At 64.5% G+C, this 21,794-nt stretch carries 18 protein-coding genes; 11 read left to right on the top strand and 7 right to left on the bottom strand.

Annotated elements, in window-relative coordinates; genetic code table 11:
* Nucleotides 1-19: 19 nt before the first annotated feature.
* Complete coding sequence (locus CQW31_RS07795; RefSeq protein WP_054886330.1) at nt 20-763, top strand: flagellar brake protein; 744 nt, start codon at nt 20-22, stop codon at nt 761-763.
* A 167-nt stretch (nt 764-930) separates the two neighbouring features.
* Here the strand turns inward: CQW31_RS07795 and CQW31_RS07800 are convergent, their stop codons facing one another.
* From CQW31_RS07800 to bkdR, 3 genes are all read right to left on the bottom strand, one after another.
* The gene (locus tag CQW31_RS07800; RefSeq protein ID WP_054886331.1) at nt 931-2,274 is read right to left on the bottom strand and encodes an MFS transporter; all 1,344 of its coding nucleotides are present in this window, start codon (nt 2,272-2,274) and stop codon (nt 931-933) included.
* 130 nt (nt 2,275-2,404) lie between these two features.
* A complete protein-coding gene (locus CQW31_RS07805; protein ID WP_178075559.1) occupies nt 2,405-3,646 on the bottom strand; it encodes a glutamine synthetase family protein in 1,242 nt (413 codons plus the stop codon).
* 294 nt (nt 3,647-3,940) lie between these two features.
* On the bottom strand, nt 3,941-4,426 hold the full coding sequence (bkdR, locus tag CQW31_RS07810) for a Bkd operon transcriptional regulator BkdR (RefSeq protein WP_012315571.1): 486 nt from the start codon (nt 4,424-4,426) through the stop codon (nt 3,941-3,943).
* Between the two features lie 197 nt (nt 4,427-4,623).
* On the opposite strand from bkdR, the gene CQW31_RS07815 reads away from it, so the two are divergent.
* From CQW31_RS07815 to lpdA, 4 genes are read left to right on the top strand one after another with little or no spacing between them, the layout of a single operon-like run.
* Nucleotides 4,624-5,856, top strand: a complete 1,233-nt coding sequence (locus tag CQW31_RS07815) for a 3-methyl-2-oxobutanoate dehydrogenase (2-methylpropanoyl-transferring) subunit alpha (RefSeq protein ID WP_054886333.1) — start codon at nt 4,624-4,626, stop codon at nt 5,854-5,856.
* 1 nt (nt 5,857) lies between these two features.
* Nucleotides 5,858-6,916, top strand: a complete 1,059-nt coding sequence (locus CQW31_RS07820; RefSeq protein WP_054886334.1) for an alpha-ketoacid dehydrogenase subunit beta — start codon at nt 5,858-5,860, stop codon at nt 6,914-6,916.
* Complete coding sequence (locus tag CQW31_RS07825) at nt 6,917-8,194, top strand: dihydrolipoamide acetyltransferase family protein (protein WP_054886335.1); 1,278 nt, start codon at nt 6,917-6,919, stop codon at nt 8,192-8,194.
* A gap of 2 nt (nt 8,195-8,196) precedes the next feature.
* On the top strand, nt 8,197-9,576 hold the full coding sequence (lpdA, locus tag CQW31_RS07830; RefSeq protein ID WP_099814223.1) for a dihydrolipoyl dehydrogenase: 1,380 nt from the start codon (nt 8,197-8,199) through the stop codon (nt 9,574-9,576).
* Nucleotides 9,577-9,791: 215 nt separating this feature from the next.
* On the opposite strand, the gene CQW31_RS07840 is transcribed toward lpdA, so the two are convergent.
* Nucleotides 9,792-10,790 (bottom strand): sensor domain-containing diguanylate cyclase, encoded by a 999-nt coding sequence (locus tag CQW31_RS07840; protein ID WP_054886337.1) that lies wholly within the window; start codon nt 10,788-10,790, stop codon nt 9,792-9,794.
* 216 nt (nt 10,791-11,006) lie between these two features.
* Here CQW31_RS07840 and CQW31_RS07845 point away from each other — a divergent pair, with 216 nt between their 5' ends.
* Nucleotides 11,007-11,501 carry a hypothetical protein gene (locus CQW31_RS07845; protein ID WP_054886338.1) on the top strand — a complete coding sequence of 165 codons (495 nt, stop codon included), beginning with the start codon at nt 11,007-11,009 and terminating at the stop codon, nt 11,499-11,501.
* 33 nt (nt 11,502-11,534) lie between these two features.
* Here the strand turns inward: CQW31_RS07845 and CQW31_RS07850 are convergent, their stop codons facing one another.
* Nucleotides 11,535-12,413 carry a LysR family transcriptional regulator gene (locus tag CQW31_RS07850; protein WP_054886339.1) on the bottom strand — a complete coding sequence of 293 codons (879 nt, stop codon included), beginning with the start codon at nt 12,411-12,413 and terminating at the stop codon, nt 11,535-11,537.
* Nucleotides 12,414-12,520: 107 nt separating this feature from the next.
* Between CQW31_RS07850 and CQW31_RS07855 the strand changes: the two genes are divergently transcribed.
* Both CQW31_RS07855 and CQW31_RS07860 read left to right on the top strand, forming a co-directional pair.
* A complete protein-coding gene (locus tag CQW31_RS07855; protein ID WP_099814225.1) occupies nt 12,521-13,240 on the top strand; it encodes an AzlC family ABC transporter permease in 720 nt (239 codons plus the stop codon).
* Nucleotides 13,237-13,563: an AzlD domain-containing protein gene (locus CQW31_RS07860; protein WP_099814226.1), complete on the top strand. Its 327-nt coding sequence runs from the start codon at nt 13,237-13,239 to the stop codon at nt 13,561-13,563. The genes CQW31_RS07855 and CQW31_RS07860 overlap by 4 nt, the downstream gene beginning before the upstream one ends.
* 365 nt (nt 13,564-13,928) lie before the next feature.
* Here CQW31_RS07860 and CQW31_RS07875 read toward each other — a convergent pair whose 3' ends face one another.
* Nucleotides 13,929-15,767, bottom strand: a complete 1,839-nt coding sequence (locus tag CQW31_RS07875; protein ID WP_158238179.1) for a diguanylate cyclase domain-containing protein — start codon at nt 15,765-15,767, stop codon at nt 13,929-13,931.
* A 133-nt stretch (nt 15,768-15,900) separates the two neighbouring features.
* On the opposite strand from CQW31_RS07875, the gene CQW31_RS07880 reads away from it, so the two are divergent.
* Nucleotides 15,901-16,857: an endonuclease gene (locus CQW31_RS07880; RefSeq protein ID WP_099814228.1), complete on the top strand. Its 957-nt coding sequence runs from the start codon at nt 15,901-15,903 to the stop codon at nt 16,855-16,857.
* Nucleotides 16,858-17,323: 466 nt separating this feature from the next.
* Here CQW31_RS07880 and CQW31_RS07890 read toward each other — a convergent pair whose 3' ends face one another.
* Complete coding sequence (locus tag CQW31_RS07890; RefSeq protein ID WP_054886192.1) at nt 17,324-18,955, bottom strand: twin-arginine translocation signal domain-containing protein; 1,632 nt, start codon at nt 18,953-18,955, stop codon at nt 17,324-17,326.
* A 177-nt stretch (nt 18,956-19,132) separates the two neighbouring features.
* Between CQW31_RS07890 and pvdM the strand changes: the two genes are divergently transcribed.
* Together pvdM and pvdN are read left to right on the top strand one after the other, a co-directional pair.
* Nucleotides 19,133-20,491, top strand: coding sequence for a pyoverdine-tailoring dipeptidase-like protein PvdM (gene pvdM / locus CQW31_RS07895; protein ID WP_099814229.1), 1,359 nt, complete (start codon nt 19,133-19,135; stop codon nt 20,489-20,491).
* The gene (gene pvdN, locus CQW31_RS07900; protein ID WP_099814230.1) at nt 20,491-21,780 is read left to right on the top strand and encodes a pyoverdine-tailoring periplasmic protein PvdN; all 1,290 of its coding nucleotides are present in this window, start codon (nt 20,491-20,493) and stop codon (nt 21,778-21,780) included. Before pvdM ends, pvdN begins: the two co-directional genes overlap by 1 nt.
* Nucleotides 21,781-21,794: the final 14 nt, after the last annotated feature.

A 21,794-nucleotide genomic window follows, 5' to 3' on the forward strand; every position in this document is an offset into this window, starting at 1 on the left:
GCCTGGAGATTGAAAACCCGTGTTCAATGAAACCGATGCCCCGCAACCGCCGAAGGTGCTGAACACGCCCTTGGAGATCGCGGCCAACCTGCGCCAGCTGCAAGACAGCCATGATCCGCTGATCATCACTTTCCATGAGCGCAGCCAGCGGTTCCAGAGCTACGTGGTACACGTGGACCGTGACAGCAATATCCTCGCGCTGGACGAAATGATCCCGCGCGACGGCGAGAAATTCATCGAAAACGGCGAACCGTTTCGCGTCGAAGGCTTCCATGACGGTGTGCGCATCGCCTGGGAGTGCAATCATGAATTGAAGATCAGCGAAGTGGACGGCCACCGCTGCTACCGTGGCGCGATGCCCGAAGAGATGACCTACCACCAGCGTCGCAATGCCTTCCGCGCCGCGCTGAAGCTGTCGCAACTGGTCGACATCATTCTCGACGGCAGCTACCTCAAGGGTAACGGAGCCTTGCGCGGCAAGCTGCTGGACATCTCTGCCACCGGCTGCAAGCTGCGCTTCGAGGGCAATGTCGAGGACCGCCTGCAACTGGGCCAGGTATACGAGCGCTTCAAGGCCAGCAACCCGCTGGGCCTGGTAGACACCATGGTCGAGCTGCGCCACCTGCACTATGAAGAGCGGATCAACACCACCTTCGCCGGTGTGCGTTTCCATAACCTCAATGGCCAGGCACAGCGCAAGGTCGAAAGTTTTGTCTACCAGCTGCAGCGTGAGGCGCGGCGGTTCGACAAGGACGACTACTGAGTCGTCTGCCAATACAAGAACGCCACCCATCGGGTGGCGTTTCTGTTTCTATGTTTGCAGGACAGGCCTCTTCGCGGGCTCGCCCGCTCCCACAGGGACTGCACCGGTCTCGAAACCTTTGCAGTACCTGTGGGAGCGGGCAAGCCCGCGAAGAGGCCGGCACAGGCTTAAACCGACTTGCTGACCTCATCCTCTGCCCGAGCCTCGGCAACCGGCTCGGCCTTCTGATCATCCTCTGTATCCTCAGCCGCCACCGGCGCCTGCATCACCTCCTGCACGGTCTGCTCATCCACCCGCGGGTCGAGCGCCGCCGACAGCGGCGAACCGGCCGCCGGCATGGCCACGTGGCCCAGCGGCGCATCCTGCACCTGGTGCAGCCCGGTGACCGCCTTCGGCCGGATGCGCCACACCAGTACCAAAGCGAAGAACGCGAAGAACGCATAGAGCATCTGCGCCCCCAGCACCTTCATCAGTACCCCCGCCGCCAGCGGCCCGATACAGGCACCGACGCCATAGGTGACCAACAGCATGGCCGTCAGCGACACCCGCCGCTCGCTCTCCACATGGTCATTGGAAAACGCCACGGCCAGCGGGTACAGGCAGAACTGCAACAATGAAATCACGAAGCCTATGCTGAACAACACCTCCAGCGGCACACTCGGCAGCAATGCCAGCGGCACCGAAGCCAGCGCCAGGCCTATTGCAACGCTGCGGATCAGCACCGCCCGGTCGTAGCGGTCGGACAACCAGCCCAAGGGCCATTGCACCAGCAGCCCGGCAAAGATGCAGCAACCCATGAACAGACCGATCTGCTCGGTCGACAAGCCCTGGCTGGAGGCGTAGAGCGGCGCCAGGCCATAGAACGAACCGACGATCAGGCCTGACCCCAGCACCGTACTGAGCGACTGCGGTACCCGCTTGATGAAGAACTTGGGCTCCATCGGTGCCGGGCGCAGGGGTGCCGGGTGGATGCGCCGGGTCATCGCCACCGGCACCAGGCACAGGGCGAAGCACATGGCCACCAGCATCAACAGTTCCGGGCCCAGTTGCGGGTGCACCACCAGGATCAGCTGGCCAAGCACCAGGCCAAGGTAGGACGCGATCATGTAGCCACTGAACACCGCCCCTCGGTGCTTGGCCTCGGCCTGCTCATTGAGCCAGCTTTCGATGACCATGTACTGGCACATCATCCCCAGGCCGACGATCATCCGCAGCCCGACCCACACCGGCAACCAGCTGGTCATCCCATGCCCCAGCACGGCCGCGCAGACGATGCCAGCGCACGTGGCGTAGGCCCTGATGTGCCCTACCCGGCCGATCAGGCGGTGGCCGACCTTGCCGCCCACGGCCAGGCCGAAGTAGTTGGCGGCCATCAAGGCACCGACCCACAGGCTGTCGACATGATCGGCCGCCAGGCGCAGCGCCAGGTAGGTACTGAGCAGGCCCGAGCCGATCAACATCATCAAGGCGGCGAAATACAACGACTGAAAGGGCTTCCAGATGTTTCGCATACGTCCCGTCGAGCTCCGTGGTCAGGTGGCGTTGGCTTGCTGGCAAGCATAAAAGCAAAATGGCCACGGCGCAGTCCCCTGCCCGCCAAATAAGCGGACAGGGGCGCGTCCAGTGCCGATTGTGTCGCGGTCAGGCCTGTGCTGCCAGCACGCGCCGTTCCCAGGGGGTGATCTCGTTGAAGAAGTCCGTCAGTTCCAGGGTCTTGCTGGCAATGTAGCCTTCGATGAACTCGCTGCCGAACAGTTCCCGCGCCAGGGCGCTGCGCTTGAGACGTTCAAGCGCCGCATGCAGGGTGCACGGCAGGCTCAGGGGTTCCGGCACCTCGAACTCGCCCTGGATCGCCGGGGCAGGCTGCAGGCGCTGCTCGATACCGTGGAGGCCGGCGGCCAGGCTGGCCGCAATGGCCAGGTAGGGGTTGGCGTCGGCACCCGGCAGGCGGTTCTCGACCCGCCGCGCCACCGGGGCACTGGCCGGAATGCGCAGGCCGGCCGCGCGGTTGTCCTCGGACCAGCAGGCATTGTTCGGCGAAGCGTAGGGATGGCAGAGCCGCTGGTAGGAGTTGACGTTGGGCGCGAACAGCGCGGTGAAGTCGGCCATGCACGCCTGCTGCCCACCAATGAAGTGGTAGAAGGCCTCGGTCGGCTGGCCTTGCTCGTCGCTGAACACATTACGCCCACTGGCGATCTCCACGACGCTCTGGTGAATGTGCATGGAGCTGCCCGGAGTGTGCGCCAATGGCTTGGCCATGCATACCACGCTCAGACCGTGCTTGAGCGCCACCTCCTTGAGCAGGTGCTTGAACAGGAAAGTCTGGTCGGCCAGCAACAGGGGGTCGCCGTGCAGTAAATTGATCTCGAACTGGCTCACGCCCATTTCGTGCATGAAGGTGTCACGCGGCAGGCCCAGGGCCGCCATGCACTGGTAGACCTCCTGGAAGAACGGACGCAGGCCGTTGTTGGAGCTGACGCTGAACGCCGAATGGCCAAGCTCGCGGCGGCCATCCTTGCCCATGGGTGGCAAGAAGGGTTGCTGCGGGTCGGTGTTGGGGGCGAAGACGAAGAACTCCAGCTCGGTCGCCACCACCGGTGCCAGGCCCAAGGCGGCGTAGCGGGCGATCACCGCCTTGAGCTGACCACGGGTGGACAGCGCCGAGGGCCGGCCATCCAGTTCGTTGGCGTCACAGATGGCCAGCGCCAGCCCTTCTTCGCTCCAGGGCAGCCGGTGAATCTGCGAGGGCTCCGCCACCAGGGCCAGGTCGCCGTCATCGCTGCCATAGAAACGCGCCGGCGGGTAGCCGCCCATGATGCATTGCAGCATTACTCCCCGGGCCATCTGCAGGCGGCGGCCTTCGAGGAAGCCCTCGGCGGTCATTACTTTGCCGCGGGGAACGCCGTTGAGGTCGGGGGTGACGCATTCGATCTGGTCGATGCCCTGGAGGTGCTCGGCCAGCGAGCGATGGGCGGCGGTGGTCATGACGCTTGTCCTTGTTGTTATAGGCTGACAACAACATAGGCTTGGGGTGTTTAAAATATCAAGCACCCCCTGTGTTGCCTGTTCCGGCCTCTTCGCGGGCTTGCCCGCTCCCACAGGGATCAGGCAACGCCTGAGGCTCGTGCTGTCCTGTGGGAGCGGGCGTGCCCGCGAAGAGGCCAGTAAAGGTGAAAATTATTCGCGCAAAGTCATGCCATTGGAAGGCAACGGTAACGCCGTCTTGTACCGCACCTGCTTGAGGGCAAAGCTCGAACGGATATTGGCCACCCCCGGCAACCGCGTCAGGTAATCGAGAAACCGCTCCAGCGCCTGGATGCTCGGCAACAGCACGCGCAACAGGTAATCCGGGTCGCCGGTCATCAGGTAGCACTCCATCACCTCGGGCCGTTCGGCGATCTCTTCCTCGAAGCGGTGCAACGCCTGCTCCACCTGCTTCTCCAGGCTGACATGAATGAACACATTCACATCCAGCCCCAGCACTTCCGGCGACAACAAGGTCACCTGCTGGCGGATCACCCCCAACTCTTCCATGGCCTTGACCCGGTTGAAACAGGGCGTCGGCGACAGGTTCACCGAGCGCGCCAGTTCTGCGTTGGTGATGCGGGCATTGTCCTGGAGGCTGTTGAGAATGCCGATATCGGTACGATCGAGCTTGCGCATGAGACAAATTCACCGGTTTTTTGTGTTTATCCGGAATGTTTATCTCCACCGTCAGGCAAAGGCAATCAACTTGAGAGAAAAATTCTCCTGCCCTGCCACTAAGATGTAGATGACGCTGACCTACCAGTCACAAGCCGGTACTCAGCGGCGGCCGCTTCAGAGCTCACAAAAACAACATCCGAGCGAGCGTAAAAAGCATGAACGAGTACGCCCCCCTGCGTTTGCATGTGCCCGAGCCCACCGGCCGGCCAGGCTGCCAGACCGATTTCTCCTACCTGCGCCTGAACGACGCAGGGCAAGTCCGTAAACCGCCGATCGATGTCGACGCTGCCGACACTGCCGACCTGTCCTACAGCCTGGTCCGCGTGCTCGACGAGCAAGGCAACGCCCAAGGCCCATGGGCCGAGGACATCGACCCGCAAATCCTCCGCCAAGGCATGCGCGCAATGCTCAAGACGCGCATCTTCGACAGCCGCATGGTGGTTGCCCAGCGCCAGAAGAAGATGTCCTTCTACATGCAGAGCCTGGGCGAAGAAGCCATCGGCAGCGCCCAGGCGCTGGCGCTCAACCGCACCGACATGTGCTTCCCCACCTATCGCCAACAGAGCATCCTCATGGCCCGCGACGTGTCGCTGGTCGAGATGATCTGCCAACTGCTGTCCAACGAGCGCGACCCGCTCAAGGGCCGCCAGCTGCCGATCATGTATTCGGTACGCGAAGCCGGCTTCTTCACCATCAGCGGCAACCTGGCGACCCAGTTCGTACAGGCGGTCGGCTGGGCCATGGCTTCGGCGATCAAGGGCGATACCAAGATCGCCTCGGCCTGGATCGGCGACGGCGCCACCGCCGAGTCGGACTTCCACACCGCCCTCACCTTCGCCCACGTCTACCGCGCCCCGGTGATCCTCAACGTGGTCAACAACCAGTGGGCGATCTCCACCTTCCAGGCCATCGCCGGTGGCGAGCAGACCACCTTCGCCGGCCGTGGCGTGGGTTGCGGCATCGCTTCGCTGCGGGTCGACGGCAACGATTTCGTCGCCGTCTACGCCGCCTCGCGCTGGGCCGCCGAACGCGCCCGCCGCGGCCTGGGCCCCTCGCTGATCGAGTGGGTCACCTACCGCGCCGGCCCGCACTCGACCTCGGACGACCCGTCCAAGTACCGCCCGGCCGATGACTGGAGCCACTTCCCGCTGGGCGACCCGATCGCCCGCCTGAAGCAGCACCTGATCAAGATCGGCCATTGGTCCGAGGAAGAACACCAGGCCACCACTGCCGAGTTCGAAGCCGCGGTCATCGCTGCGCAGAAGGAAGCGGAACAGTACGGCACCCTGGCCAACGGCCACATCCCGAGCGCGGCTTCGATGTTCGAGGACGTGTACAAGGAAATGCCTGACCACCTGCGCCGTCAGCGCCAGGAACTGGGGGTCTGAGATGAACGATCACAACAACAGCATCAACCCGGAAACCGCCATGGCCACCAGCACACTGACCATGATCCAGGCCCTGCGCTCAGCCATGGATGTCATGCTCGAGCGAGACGACAATGTGGTGATCTACGGCCAGGACGTCGGTTACTTCGGCGGCGTGTTCCGTTGCACCGAAGGCCTGCAGAACAAGTACGGCAAATCGCGGGTGTTCGACGCGCCGATCTCGGAAAGCGGTATCGTCGGCACTGCCGTGGGCATGGGTGCCTACGGCCTGCGCCCGGTGGTGGAAATCCAGTTCGCCGATTACTTCTACCCGGCCTCGGACCAGATCGTCTCGGAGATGGCCCGCCTGCGCTACCGTTCGGCCGGCGAGTTCATCGCCCCGCTGACCTTGCGCATGCCCTGCGGCGGCGGCATCTATGGCGGCCAGACCCACAGCCAGAGCCCGGAAGCGATGTTCACCCAGGTCTGCGGCCTGCGCACGGTGATGCCATCCAACCCGTATGACGCCAAAGGCCTGTTGATCGCCTCGATCGAATGCGACGACCCGGTGATCTTCCTCGAGCCCAAGCGCCTGTACAACGGCCCGTTCGACGGCCACCACGACCGCCCTGTCACGCCCTGGTCGAAGCACCCGCAAAGCGCCGTGCCGGACGGCTACTACACCGTGCCGCTGGACAAGGCGGCGATCACCCGCCCGGGCAACGATGTCACCGTGCTGACCTACGGCACCACGGTCTACGTGGCCCAGGTGGCCGCCGAGGAGACCGGCGTCGACGCCGAAGTGATCGACCTGCGCAGCCTCTGGCCGCTGGACCTGGAGACCATCGTCGCGTCGGTGAAGAAGACCGGCCGCTGCGTGGTCGTGCATGAAGCGACCCGCACCTGCGGCTTCGGCGCCGAACTGGTGTCGCTGGTGCAAGAGCACTGCTTCCATCACCTCGAAGCGCCGATCGAGCGCGTCACCGGCTGGGACACCCCCTACCCCCACGCACAGGAATGGGCCTACTTCCCAGGCCCTTCGCGGGTAGGCGCGGCATTGAAACGGGTCATGGAGGTCTGAATGGGCACGCACGTCATCAAGATGCCGGACATTGGCGAAGGCATCGCGCAGGTCGAGTTGGTGGAATGGTTCGTCAAGGTCGGCGACGTGATCGCCGAAGACCAGGTGGTGGCCGATGTCATGACGGACAAGGCCACCGTGGAAATCCCTTCGCCGGTCAGCGGCAAGGTGCTGGCCCTGGGTGGCCAGCCAGGTGAGGTGATGGCGGTCGGCAGCGAGCTGATCCGCATCGAAGTGGAAGGCAGCGGCAACCATGTGGATGTGCCGCAGGCCAAACCTGTGGAAGCGCACAGCGCGCCCGTGCCGCCTGTTGCCCCCAAGCCAGAAGCGAAAGTGCCGCAGCCGGCAGCCTTGCAGGCACCCGAGCAGCACGTTGAAGCAGCGATCGTGCCGCGCCAGCCGGGCGACAAGCCGCTGGCCTCGCCGGCGGTGCGCAAGCGCGCCCTGGATGCCGGTATCGAGCTGCGCTACGTGCATGGCAGCGGCCCGGCCGGGCGCATCCTGCACGAAGACCTCGACGCCTTCATGAGCAAGCCGCACAGCGCTGCCGGCCAGGCGCCGAGTGGCTATGCCAAGCGCACCGACAGCGAGCAGGTGCAGGTGATCGGCCTGCGCCGCAAGATCGCCCAGCGCATGCAGGACGCCAAGCGTCGCGTCGCGCACTTCAGCTACGTGGAAGAGATCGACGTCACCGCTGTGGAGGCCCTGCGCCAGCAACTCAATGCCAAGCACGGCAACACGCGTGGCAAGCTGACCCTGCTGCCGTTCCTGGTCCGCGCCATGGTCGTGGCGTTGCGCGACTTCCCGCAGATCAACGCCACCTATGACGACGAAGCTCAGGTCATCACCCGCCATGGTGCTGTGCATGTGGGCATCGCCACTCAGGGCGACAACGGCCTGATGGTGCCGGTGCTGCGCCATGCCGAGGCTGGCAGCCTGTGGGCCAATGCCGGCGAAATCTCGCGCCTGGCCAACGCCGCACGCAGCAACAAGGCAAGCCGTGAAGAACTGAGCGGCTCGACCATCACCCTGACCAGCCTCGGCGCACTGGGCGGCATCGTCAGCACCCCGGTGGTCAACACCCCGGAAGTGGCGATCGTCGGCGTCAACCGCATCGTCGAGCGCCCGGTGGTGATCGACGGCCAGATCGTCGTGCGCAAGATGATGAACCTGTCCAGCTCGTTCGACCACCGGGTGGTCGATGGCATGGATGCCGCGCAGTTCATCCAGGCCGTGCGTGGCCTGCTTGAACAACCTGCCTGTCTGTTCCTGGAGTGAGCATGTCCCAGATCATCGACACCACCCTGCTGATCATCGGTGGCGGCCCCGGCGGCTATGTGGCCGCCATCCGCGCCGGGCAACTGGGCATCCCTACCGTGCTGGTCGAAGGCCAGGCCCTGGGCGGCACTTGCCTGAACATCGGCTGCATCCCGTCCAAGGCGCTGATCCACGTGGCCGAGCAGTTCCACCAGACCGCACGTTTCGCCGGGCAGTCGCCGCTGGGCATCAGCGTCGATAGCCCGCGCCTGGACCTCGGCCAGAGCGTGGCCTGGAAGGACGGCATCGTCGACCGCCTGACCACCGGCGTGGCCGCCTTGCTGAAAAAGCATGGGGTCAAGGTGATTCACGGTTGGGCGAAGATCCTCGACGGCAAACAGGTCGAGGTCGACGGCCAGCGCATCCAGTGCGAACACCTGCTGCTGGCCACCGGCTCGAACAGCGTCGAACTGCCGATGCTGCCGCTCGGCGGGCCGATCATCTCCTCCACCGAAGCCCTGGCGCCCAAGGCCCTGCCCAAGCACCTGGTGGTGGTGGGCGGCGGTTACATCGGCCTGGAGCTGGGCATCGCCTATCGCAAGCTGGGCGCGCAGGTCAGCGTGGTGGAAGCGCGTGAGCGCATTCTACCTACCTACGACAGCGAACTGACTGCGCCGGTGGCCGAATCGTTGAGGAAGCTGGGCATCGCCCTGCACCTGGGCCACAGCGTCGAAGGCTACGAAAACGGCTGCTTGCTGGCCAGCGATGGCCAGGGCGGGCAACTGCGCCTGGAGGCCGACCGGGTATTGGTGGCCGTCGGCCGGCGGCCACGGACCAAAGGCTTCAACCTGGAATGCCTGGACCTGAAAATGAACGGCGCCGCCATCGCCATCGACGAGCGCTGCCACACCAGCATGCGCAACGTCTGGGCCATCGGTGACGTGGCCGGCGAGCCGATGCTCGCCCACCGCGCCATGGCCCAAGGCGAGATGGTTGCCGAAATCATTGCCGGCAAGACCCGGCGTTTCGAACCTGCAGCGATTGCCGCGGTGTGCTTCACCGACCCGGAGGTCGTGGTGGCGGGCAAGACGCCGGAGCAAGCCAGCCAGCAGGGGCTGGACTGCATCGTCGCGCAGTTCCCGTTCGCCGCCAATGGCCGGGCCATGAGCCTGGAATCGAAAAGCGGTTTCGTACGGGTGGTGGCGCGGCGTGACAACCACCTGATCGTGGGCTGGCAGGCGGTTGGCGTGGCGGTTTCGGAACTGTCCACGGCGTTTGCCCAGTCGCTGGAGATGGGCGCACGGCTGGAAGATGTGGCCGGCACCATCCATGCTCACCCGACGCTGGGAGAGGCGGTGCAGGAAGCAGCACTGCGCGCGCTAGGCCACGCACTGCATATCTGACACTGAAGCGGCCCAGGCCGATTTGACCCGCTGCGCCCCTGGCGCCGCGGGTCTTTTTTATCCAGGCACTGCACGAACGCTGTGGGAGCGGGCGCGCCCGCGAACACGGGCGAAGCCCGTGCCATCCATCGCGGTGCCTGCTTCGCGGGCACGCCCGCTCCCACAGGGATTGCGCCAGCATTTGAGAATCAAGCGAGACAGACAATGACCGCGACTCACTCGGAAATCGTGTTCTTGCCCGCCTCCTTGGCCCGGTACAAGGCCTTGTCAGCCCGGGCCAGCAGCGCTTCCTGGCCTTCCCCTTCCTGCCATTGCACCACGCCATAACTCATGGTCAGCCGGTAATCACCCACCGGTTCAAGCCGCTCCATCGCCCGGCGCAACAGCCCCGCCAGGTCCAGTGCCTCGCCCAGCGTGGTCTGCGGCAGCACCATGACGAACTCGTCGCCGCCCCAGCGCGCCAGCAGGTCAAGTTCACGCAGGCTGGTGCTCAGGTTTTCGACGACGCGGATCAACGCCGCATCGCCACGGGCGTGGCCGTAGCGGTCATTGATCGGCTTGAAATCATCCAGGTCCATGGCCACCAGCGCCAGCGGCTGGCGGAAGCGCTTGGCCCGCTCGCACTCCTGCTGCAGGGTCTTCTCCAAACGGTAGCGATTGGCGATACGCGTCAGCGCGTCGCGCTCGGCCAAAATGCGGTTCTCGTCCAGCTGGCGCTGCAATTGCTGGTTGACCCACGACAGCTCGCGGGTGCGCTCGGCCACCTGGGTTTCCAGCGAATGATTCTTCTGCTCCAGCTGCGCCACCAGGCGCTTGCCCGCATCGATATTGCGGTGCGCGCCGAGCATGCGCGCCACCGAGCCATCCTCGTTGCGGTCGATGATATGGCCGCTGTCCTCGACCCACAGGTAGCTGCCATCGTGGCAGCGGCAGCGGTACTCGATGAGATAGCGCTCGTTGCGCTGGTTGATATAGGCCTCGAAGTGCGCCATCACCCGGGGGTAGTCCTCGGGGTGGATCACGCTTTCCCAGGTCAGTACGGTGTTGGCCATGGAATGGCTTTCGTAGCCGAGCATGGCGTACCAGCCAGGGTTGCGGTAGACGTAGCCGGTATTGGCATTCCAGTCCCAGATGCCATCGCTGATCAACGCGAACAGGGTGGCCAGCTGCTGTTCACTGAAGCCGGCAGGTGCCGGCATCGCTTCCTGACTCATGGACGCTCTCCCTGGTGTCCAGCAACTGCGCCCCGATGAAGGGGCTGCCGACAGTGCTTGTGTTTGCCGCAGGCGGCAACTTGTTTCCTGTGACAGGCAAGCATATGCCTGGCGACCAACGATCGAAATAGCCTGAACGTCCTATTTTCGCGGCCTGCACGGCTGGCATGGGACTTGCCCTGCCTTTCTGGCTTTGCAACGTCCAAGGAGGAGAACATGGCAATCACTCTCAATGGCCTGGGTTGGCAGGCCACCGTGCACCAGCAGCAGCGCATCAACCACGACCAGGCGCAGGCCGAGCTGGTACCGTTCCGTGCGCCGCTGGCCGCCAGCAATGCGTCTGCGCAGCAGAACAGCCAGGGCAGCACTTCGCAGCAGACTGCCGACGATGCCCGCGAAGAGGCCTTCGCCAAGCTCAAGGTGATGCTGCAGAACCCCGACCTCGCCGCCCGCCAGCAGGCCGGCGCCAGCACCCAGGCAACCAGCGATGCAGTGCAGGATTTCCGCGACTACATGGCCAAATCGCCGGAAGAGAAGATCAAGGAAAAGATCCTCCAGGAACTGGGCATGACCGAGGACGACTACAACGCCCTGCCACCTGAGCAACAGGCCAAGGTCGATGACCAGATCGCCCAGCGCATGAAGGAAGACATCGAGCTCAAGACCCAGGCCAAGGTGGCCGCGCAGACAGCGCAAACCGAGCAGGTCTGAAGCCTGGGTGTGGCCAGCGCAACGTTGGCCACTTCAGGCCAGCCGCTTCAAGGCCTCTTCCACCGCTGCCACGCGTGGGTTGCCCGTGGCACCCGGCAAGCGCCATGCCGCGATGGTCAACCCCAATGGCACCGAACGGGCCAAGGGGGCGACCAGTTCGCCGCTGTCGAGATACGGCTGGATCAGGCTCCTGCGCCCGATCAGCACACCGGCGCCCAGCAAGGCTTGCTGCACCGCGATCGAATAAAGGGAAAAACCCGGGCCTCGGGCCACGAAGTGCTGTTCAGGCATGATCGCCGCCGACCAGACATCCCAGTCCTGCCAACCGACATCCTTGATGCAGCGCGCATTGGCCAGGTCTGCCGGCGCGGTAATCTGCGCGGCCAGCGCGGGGCTGCACACCGGCAGGATATCTTCATCGGCCAGCTTGCACTGGCCACGCTCGACCTGCTCGACGTAGAACAGGCAAAGGTCGAACGGGCTGCGCTTGAGGTTGGGCGGTTCATCGACCGCCGTCACGGAGACCTCGATGGGGGCGAGCATTTCGGTCAGGCGCGGCAGCCGCGGCCCGATCCACAACTGGGCCAAAGCCGGCGAGGTGACGATATGCACCCGCTGCGGCGCGGCCAGCCGGCGCAAGGTACGGGCAGCCTCCTCCACCGCATCGAAGGCCTCGGTGAACTGCGTCTTCACGCTTTCGCCCAGTGGGGTCAGGCGTACGCCCTTGGCATGGCGCTCGAACAGAGCGGCGCCGTATTGGGCTTCCAGGGTCTTGATCAGCGCCGCAATCGCCCCGGGCGTTACCTTCAATTCGTGGGCAGCCCGGGCAAAGCCACCGAGCCGTGCCGAGGCTTCGAACGCGCGCAGGGCATTGAGCTGCAGGGTGTGCCGGGTGGGTGAATCGAGTGACATGGTTTCAGGCCTAGTTTTTTTAGGCCTAATATTCCAGAAATCTGCGTTGTGACCAAGCTGTGCGGGTTTTACCTTGAGCGAGCCTGATGAATTTCCAAGGAACTCCCATGCATTACAAAAGCGCGATGCACGCATTCACCGAGGGTGTCCGCGCAGTTCTGCCACTCATGACCGGCATGGTGCCGTTCGGTCTGATTACCGGGGTCACGGCCATCGGTATCGGCATGTCGCCGCTCGATGCGATGGGCATGACCCTGCTGTTCTATTCCGGCTCCGCGCAAATGGTGGTGCTGCAACTGATGCAGAGCGGCGCGCTGCCGCTGACAATGGTGGTGACTGCGTTGGTGATCAACCTGCGCTTCCTGATGTACAGCGCTGCCCTGGCCCCGCACCTGAGCGATCTGCCGCGGCGCAAGAGCTGGTCGTTGTCCTACCTGCTGTCCGACCAGTCGTTCGCCCTGTGCAGCCTGAAATTCGGTACCAACGGCCTCGGGCGATTTGCCTTCCCCTACTACCTGGGCACCGCCTTGCCGATGTGGTTCGGCTGGAACCTGGCGGTGCTGGCCGGGGTGTACTTGGGGACGGGCATTCCGGAGTCCTGGTCGCTGGGCTTTGCCATTCCGCTGTCGTTCCTGGCATTGCTGGTACCGGGTATCCGTAACCCGGCGATGCTGGGCGCTGCGGCGGTGGGTGGCGCACTGGCGGTGCTGGCACACGACCTGCCCTACAACCTCGGCTTGCTGGTCGCCTCGCTGGGCGGCGTGCTCTGTGGGCTGTGCATCGAACAGCTGCGCAAGGGCGCAGCCGTGGCAACGGAGGCGCCATGACCGACATCAACCCATGGATCACCTTTGCCCTGATTGGCCTGGGCACCTTCGCGATACGGCTGTCGTTCATCGAGTTCTACGGTACGTTGCGCATTCCACCGATGTTGCGCCGTGCGCTGGTGTATGTGCCGGCCAGTGTGTTGGCGGCACTGGTGCTGCCGGCCGTGGTGTTCAAGGCCGGGCAGCCGGGTATCGACTGGAGCAACCCGCAGATACCGGCCGCGGTCGTGGCCGGGCTGGTCGCCTGGCGCACGCGCAGCACGTTGCTGACCCTGGCGGTGGGTATGGGGGTGTTGTGGGGGTTGCGGTATTTGGGGGGGTGATTGGCCGAGGATGGCATCAGGGCCTCCATGTGCCTGCCACAACAGTTGTAGCGCCTGTGAGATCGAGCGCCGCCCGCGCGGCGCATCGCGACCAAGGTCGCTCCTACATCTGTTTCGGGCCAGTTATTCCTGTGCCGCCAACAGGATCCGCCTTGTTCGCATGGCGATACATCTCGGTGGCTCCACCTGTCTCCTGTCATGCACCAAGGCGGTCCCTGTTGGCTTCACAGGAGGGACTGGCCCGAAACAGATGTGGGAGCGGGCTTGCCCGCGATGCGCCGCGCGGGCGGCGCTCGATCTCACAGGCGCTACAACTGTTGTGGCAGGCACATGGAGGCCCTGATGCCCTCTTCAGGCGATCTCCCTCAATCCCCCACCAGCCTAAACCTGTTCCGCCCCCCTCGCTTGGCCTCATACATCGCCTTGTCCGCCAACGCCAAAGCCTCCTCGGCACTCTGCGGATCATGCCCGGACAAGTTCAGATAAACCCCGATACTGGCCCCCACAACCACCTCAACCCCCTCAACCGCCACCGGCGCCGACAGCACATCGCACAGCTTGCGCGCGATATCCCGGGCTGACGCCTGATTGGCGACGGCCTGGGCGATCACCACGAACTCGTCTCCGGCCAGCCTGGCCACCATGTCATCGGCACGCATGATCGCCAGCATGCGCCCCGCAGCAGCCTGCAGCACGGCATCGCCCGCTTCGTGGCCATGCTGGTCGTTGACTTGCTTGAAGCCATCCAGGTCGATGAAGAACAAGGCAAACGCCGCCCGCTGCTTCAAGGCGAAGTCCAGTTCCTCATGCAACGCCGCGCGGTTGGGGAGCCCGGTCAGCGGGTCGAGCGTGGCCTGGTCGAGCAGGGTCTTTTCCTTGCGCTTACGTTCGGTCACATCCAGCGACATGACGAAAAAGCCCTCGACCTTGCCGTTGCGGATATCGGGCACATACGTCGCGTGCCAGATCCGCGGGTCGTCGAGGCTGTAACGCACGTTGTCAGCCTCCACCCGCTCGCCGGCCAGCGCTTTCTGGAAGCAAGGCAACAGCTGCTGGTACACATCCGCCGGCAGCACTTCCTGCACCTTGCGGCCTTTGAGCTGGGTCGGCTCGACGCCGAAGATCTGCCGGTACACGGCATTGTTGAAGCGGTATTCGAGGTGGGTGCCGATATGCGCGATCAGCACCGGGATATTGTCGGCGATGGCTTGCAGGGTTTCCTGGCTGCGGGCCAGCTCTTCGGTGCGCTGCGCTACCTGCTGCTCCAGGGTCGCCTGGTAGCGTTGCAGTTGCTGCTGGCGGCGCCTGCGCTCGGTGATGTCGCGCACGAACACCACCAACTGCTCGGTAACGCCGCGCTCGTTGCGCAGCGCCGAAACACTCAGCTCGCTCCACAAGGCGCCATTGCCAGGGGTCACCAGCCGTACTTCGATGACCAGCGCATCCTGCTCACCGGCAACGATCCGCTGCCAGGGCTCGTCCAGCTTGGCCAGGTCCTGAGGGTCGATCAACTCACCCAAGCGGGTCAGCACCAGCCACTCCTTGGCCCTGCCCAGCAACTGGCAAAATTCCCGGTTGGGCTCAAGGATGCGCCCATCAAGGCCCACCAGCGCCTTGCTTGTCGGGCTGTTGTCGAATACCCGGTGAAAACGCGCCTCGGAAGACGCCACGGCGCCCTGCTCCGCCTGCTGCACCGCGCCACCCGAGTCGATGGCCAGGCTACGGTGCAGCATCTCGCGCTCGACGATCCGCGCCAGGTCGCGCAAGTGCGCCAACTCGGTTTCCGACACCTGGCGGGGCCGGGTGTCCAGCACACAGAGAGTGCCCACGGTCAGCTCGCCGGCAAAGCGCAGCGGCACCCCGGCGTAGAAGCGGATGCCTGGCCCACCGGTCACCAGCGGGTTGTTTTCGAAACGCGGATCGGCGCTGGCATCCGGGATCACCAGAACATCTTCGGCATGCAGGGCATGGGCACAGAACGCCACATCGCGCGTCGTCTCGGCGACATCGATGCCCTGGCGCGACTTGAACCACTGGCGGTTCATGTCGACCAGCGACACCAGGGCCATAGGCACCGCGAGCAGCACACTGGCCAACCGGGTAATGCGGTCGAAGGTTTCCTCGGCCGGGGTATCGAGAATGTTCAGGCTCTCGAGGAAACACAGGCGGGCTGCCTCGTTGAGAGGCGACGGGGCGATTTGCATGACAACGCGCTCGACTGGATCACGACCCGCAAACGATAGCGCCGCAGCGCTCAAGTGCAAGCCTTTCATCTCTCTTCTATCAAAGCGTTCAAGCCGTATAATCGCGTTTTTTTGTAAGCCTAAGACGTATTTCATGAAGAAACTGCTTTGCGCCGTCGCCCTCGCCTTCGCCGCCATCCCCGCCGCCTTCGCCACCCCGCCCGCCACCTTCACCGAAGCCAAGGTGGTCGCCAAACAGAAGATCTACCAGGACCAGGGCAACAGCGCCATGGGCGAGCTGTACTGTGGCTGCAAGTGGACCTGGGTGGGCAAGTCTGGCGGCCGGGTCGACCTGAAATCCTGTGGTTATGAAACCCGCAAGCTGCAGACCCGCGCCGAGCGTACCGAGTGGGAGCACATCGTCCCGGCCTGGACCTTCGGCCACCAGCGCCAGTGCTGGCAGAACGGCGGGCGCGAGCAGTGCGTCGACAGCGACCCGACCTTCCGCGCCATGGAGGCCGACCTGTTCAACCTCTACCCGTCCGTGGGCGAAGTGAACGGAGACCGCAGCAACTTCAACTACGGCATGGTCTCTGGCGTTGCGCCGCAGTACGGCCAGTGCACCACCAGGATTGACTTCCAGCAGAAAACCGCCGAGCCACGCGACGAGGTGAAGGGGCTGGTGGCACGCACCACGTTCTACATGTTCGATCGCTACAAGCTGAGCATGTCGCGCCAGCAGCAACAGGTGCTGATGGCCTGGGACAAGCAACACCCGGTGACAGCATGGGAAAAGCAGCGTGACCAGCGCATTGCCGCGATCATGGGCCACAACAACCCGTTCGTGACCGGTGAGCGCAAGTGGGCGTTGGGGTATACCCCGCAGGGTGCGGCTGTGGTGCCGACCACGGCAGTGAAAGAGGCGGCCAAGCCGACGCTGGCCAGTACGGCGGCAAGTGGTGCGGTGGTGGGTAACCGCAATAGCCATGTGTATCACCTGGCCAGTGGGTGCCCGGGGTACAGCCAGGTTTCGCAGAAGAACCAGGTGGCGTTTGGTAGTGAGGCCGAGGCGCAGGCGGCGGGGTATCGCAAGGCGGGGAATTGCAAGTAAGGCGTGAGGGTTGTGTGAGGTTGTGTGAGGGCTGACAGGTGTTCGCCATGACAGGTTCAGCGCCTGTGAGATCGAGCGCCGCCCGCGCGGCGCATCGCGGGCAAGCCCGCTCCCACATCTGTTTCGGGCCAGTCACTCCTGTGAAGCCAACAGGGACCGCCTTGGTGCATGACTGGAGATTGATTAAAAGCAGTGGTGCATGGCTGGAGATTGATTAAAAGCAATGGTGCATGGCTGAAGGCTGCTGATAAACAGTGATGCCCACCTTGATATTGAAGGGGACAAACAAGACGGTCCCTGTTGGCTTCACAGGAGAGATTGGCCCGAAACAGATGTGGGAGCGGCGGTGCGGCGATCCGACTTGCCCGCGATGCGCCGCGCGGGCGGCGCTCGATTTCAAAGGCGCTGAAAATGTTGTGGCGAACACCTGTAAGCCACTACACAACTCTCCCGCGCAAAAGCCATATCACACCCCCTCCGGCAACTTCATATGCCGCGCATACCAAGGCCTGCGCGGCGTCCGCCGCAGCAGGTCGCCAACATCGCGCTCACCACTGAAGGCAATACGCAGCGCCAGCTTCATCGCCTCAACCTCCATCTCCCCAGCCCCGCCCCCGGCATCTGAAATCCCCCCACACCCATGGGTCATCGGCCCAAGCCAAGGGTCGCCAACCTGCACCCAACGCCCCGGCGCAAACCACGACACACCATTGACCTCACGCCGCTGCACTTCCCCCGGGTGGGCGCGCTCGTGGGCCCGGTACCAGTCCTCGATGCGGTCGTCGATCCAGCCATGGAAACGCCAGAACACCGGGTTCACATGGGAAGAGAACGGGTCGCCGAGGAAGTCGCTTTCCTCACGGAACCAGCGTGCCGCGTAGTCCGTCTGCTCGCGGTCACCCAGCACCGGCATGCCGTTGGACGGGTCGCGGGTGACCGTGGCCCAACGTATGTGCAGCCAGTCGTGAATGTTCATCTCCACTTCCGAACCGAACTGCCCCAGGGTCAGGCGGCTGAGGTAATCCGGGTCCTGGTATTGCGATTCCCAGACCTGAAAATTGCTGAAGAAAGTCTCCGCCGCCTTGACCCCATGCAGCCACTGGCTCAGCTCCTCGTCATCCGCTGCGACCCACGCCGGCGGCACCGAATTGCCGTCATGGTTCTCCTGATAACGGATGAAGCCCAGCCGGTCGCTTTCGACATAAGGTGACGGCAGCGGCAGCTTCGTCCAGTTCGGCAGGTCGGGCTGCAGCTGGCGGGCGTGCGCCAGCATGTGCCGGTGCATGAAGAAGAAGTCTTCACCCGAACCGTTGAGGTGCTTGCGCCGCCCGCGCGCGCCTCGCTCGGCGTCACGCGGGCCGGGCTGCCAGCCGGCGCCGCGCAGGCCGTCGCGCTTGTCTTCGTCGAGCCGATGCCACTTGTCTCGGGTGGCGTGCCACACCTGGTGGAACAGGCGGTGCTCGGGCGATACCAGCCAGGCCAACAGCGCTGGCGCCAACGGCGTGACCTGGCGTGCTTCGGGGAAGGCACGCTTGCTGGCGACGAAATGGTTGTCCGGTTCAGTGCTCAGCAGTGGCCGATCGATACGGCGGATACGCCCGCTCAGGGTGCCGGCTCCCGCTTCGCCCCAACTTGCCCAGACCTCGTCGAGGGTGGCCTCCAGTTCATGGCTGGGCGCCGAGCTATCCGCCGGTACCAGGCGCCAGCGGACCTTGCCCGCATCAGCGCTCACCAGCTCGCCCAGCACCCGATAGCGCGGTTCGTCAGCGCCGCGCAGGCGTTCACCGAGGTCAGCAAAACCGCGCAGCGAGCGCCCGGTCGGGCCGACATCGAGGAGCATCTGCACACCCTCAAGAGGCAGGCCATCGAGGCCAGCCTCGGTACCCGTAAAGCGCAGGTCCCAGATGCCGCGTAGCTTGTCAGCAGTGCGCACGCCGATACCTGCGGCGGCCTCTACCGTGGCTTCGCCGGGGGTCTCGACCTCATCTTTGTTGAGCTTTTCATCATGGTCACGCGGCTGGCGTGCATACCACGCTGCCGAACCCGCCGCCCCGGCGACTGCCAGCCCCACCATGAACCCACGCCTGGAAAACCTCATCGCCACATCCGTATCCGTGTCAGCCACGCCTATCGAGCTAGAACGAGACGCCGCCCGGCAAATTTACCGGCAGCACGTCGCTAAATTTCCCGCTGTCGCTCTCGTCCCTCCGTGACAGGCAAGCCCCGTGATCGCGGCTGCCGCAACCGCATCGACCCTGCAACCAACGGGATGGCAATGAACACGACACGCTTGCGCAAGGCCCCCTACCTCGCTGCCCTGGCGCTGATCCTCGCGCTTGCGGGCGCCGCGGCCTGGTACTTCTTCATCTACCTGCCGGCCGGTTACCCGCGTGAGGTGATGAAACATGCCGAAGAACTCCAGGAGCGCATCATCTCCTTCGACAGCCACATCACCGTGCCGCTGAACTTCGGCACCGAAGGCAAGGAGGCCGACAAGGATGGCAGCGGCCAGTTCGACCTGGTCAAGGCCGGCCGCGGTCGCCTTTCCGGCGCTGCGCTGACGATCTTCGGCTGGCCGGAAATCTGGAATGGCCCGAACGCCCCCCATCGCCCGACCGCCGCCTTCGTCGACGAAGCGCGCCAACAGCAGGAGATGCGCTACAAGATCCTCACCGGCATGGTCCGCGACTACCCCAACCAGTTTGCCATCGCCTACACCCCCGCCGACTTCCGCCGCCTGCATGGCGAAGGCAAGTTCGCGATCTTCCTCAGCATGCTCAATGCCTACCCGCTGGGCCACGACCTCGATGCCCTGGACACCTGGGCCGCACGCGGCATGCGCATGTTCGGCTTCAGCTACGTGGGCAACAACGCCTGGGCCGACTCCTCGCGCCCGCTGCCGTTCCTCAACGACACCCCCGATGCCCTCGGTGGCCTGTCGCCGCTGGGTGAGCAGGCTGTGGGTCGGCTCAACGACCTTGGCGTGATCATCGACGTGTCGCAGATGTCCACCCTGGCCCTGGAAGACGTTGCCCGCCTGAGCCGCGCGCCGATGGTCGCTTCCCACTCCGCACCGCGGGCGCTGGTGGACATCCCGCGCAACCTCAGCGACCACGAGCTGCAAGCGATCAAGCACAGCGGTGGCGTGGTGCAGGTGGTGGGCTTCCCGGCCTACCTCAAGCCCCTGAGCCAGGGCACCCTGGACAAGCTCAATGCCCTGCGCAAGCGCTTCGACCTGCAGCCGCTGAACGGCCTGGCCAACGCCCTGATGCCGGGTGACGCGATCATTTCCATCTGGCCCGAGAAGAAGTTCGGCGAATACGCCAGCGCGCTCTACGCCATCCTCGACGAAGAGCCCCGCGCCACGGTCAAGGACATGGTCGACGCCATCGACTACACGGTGCGCAAGATCGGCATCGATCATGTCGGCATCGCCTCCGACTTCAACGACGGTGGCGGCGTCACTGGCTGGATGAATGTCGGCGAGTCGCGCAATGTCACCGCCGAACTGATCCAGCGCGGCTACTCCGATGCCGATATCGCCAAGCTGTGGGGCGGCAACTTCCTGCGTGTGTGGGAAGAAGTACAGCGCCTGGCCAAGCCCGCTGCCAACACTCAAGCGGAGCGTGGCTGATGAACGACCGTCGCCGCTTTCTCAAGCAGGCCGGCCTGCTCGCCGCCGCCCTGCCCTTGACCGGCAACTTTGCCCAGACCGCACTGGCAGCCGCGCCTGCGGCAAAAACCGGCCAGGACAAATGGCAGGCCCTGCGCCAGCAGTTCGACCTGGACCCGGCCTACCTGCACTTCTGCAATTTCCTGCTGGCCTCGCACCCCCGCATGGTCAGCGAGGCCATCGCCCACTTCCGTGCGCGGCTGGACCAGAACCCGGGCGAAATGGTCGACTGGGACCGCGAGGAGCTCTGGGGCTATGAAGACGAAGTGCGCGCCTGGGCCGGCCGCTACTTCGGCGTGCAGCCAGGCCAGGTGGCCCTGACCGGCAGCACCACCGAAGGCTTGTCGATGATCTACGGCGGCCTGCAGGTGGCTCCAGGCAAGGAGATCCTGGTCAGCGCCCACGAGCACTACTCTACCAATACCCGCCTGGCCTACCGCGAGCGGCTGATGGGCACCCAGGTGCGCCGCGTGACGCTGTTCAAGGAGCCGCAGTTGGCCTCGGTGGACGAAATGCTCGGCAATATTCGCCGGGCCATCCGCCCGGAAACCCGCGTGCTGGGCATGACCTGGGTGCAGTCCGGCAGTGGCGTCAAGCTGCCGATCCGCGAAGTCGGCGAACTGGTGAAAACCCTCAACCAGAGCCGCGACGAGCAGGACCGGATCATCTACGTGGTCGACGGCGTGCACGGCTTCGGCATCGAAGACGTGACCTTCGCCGACTTCAACTGCGACTACTTCATCGCCGGCACCCACAAGTGGCTGTTCGGCCCACGCGGCACCGGCGTGATCATCGCCCGCGAAGAAAAGCCGCAGCCGTACCTGGTGCCCAGCCTGCCGACCTTCACCAAGGGTGAGAACTTCGGCACCTTGATGACCCCCGGTGGCTACCACGCCTTCGACCATCGCCTGGCCCTGGGCAAGGCGTTCGAACTGCACCTGCAACTGGGCAAGGCCGATGTCCAGGCCCGCGTGCACCAGCTCAACGACTACCTCAAGCAGCGCCTCGCCGAGCACGCCAAGGTGCAGCTGGTGACGCCACGCAGCAGCCAGCTGTCCGCAGGCTTCACCTTCTTCCGCGTCGAGGGTCGCGCGTGTGACGCCGTCGCCCGCCACCTGATGGCCAACAAGGTAATCAGCGACGCCGTGGACCGTGACGTCGGCCCGGTGGTGCGCCTGGCTCCGAGCCTGCTCAACGACGAAGCCGAGATCGACCGGGTGATGGCCATCCTCGCCCCGCAACTCGCCTGACCTTTTGCCTTTCA

It is taken from the genome of Pseudomonas sp. 382 (assembly GCF_002759075.1).
GTDB classification, from domain to species: domain Bacteria; phylum Pseudomonadota; class Gammaproteobacteria; order Pseudomonadales; family Pseudomonadaceae; genus Aquipseudomonas; species Aquipseudomonas vlassakiae.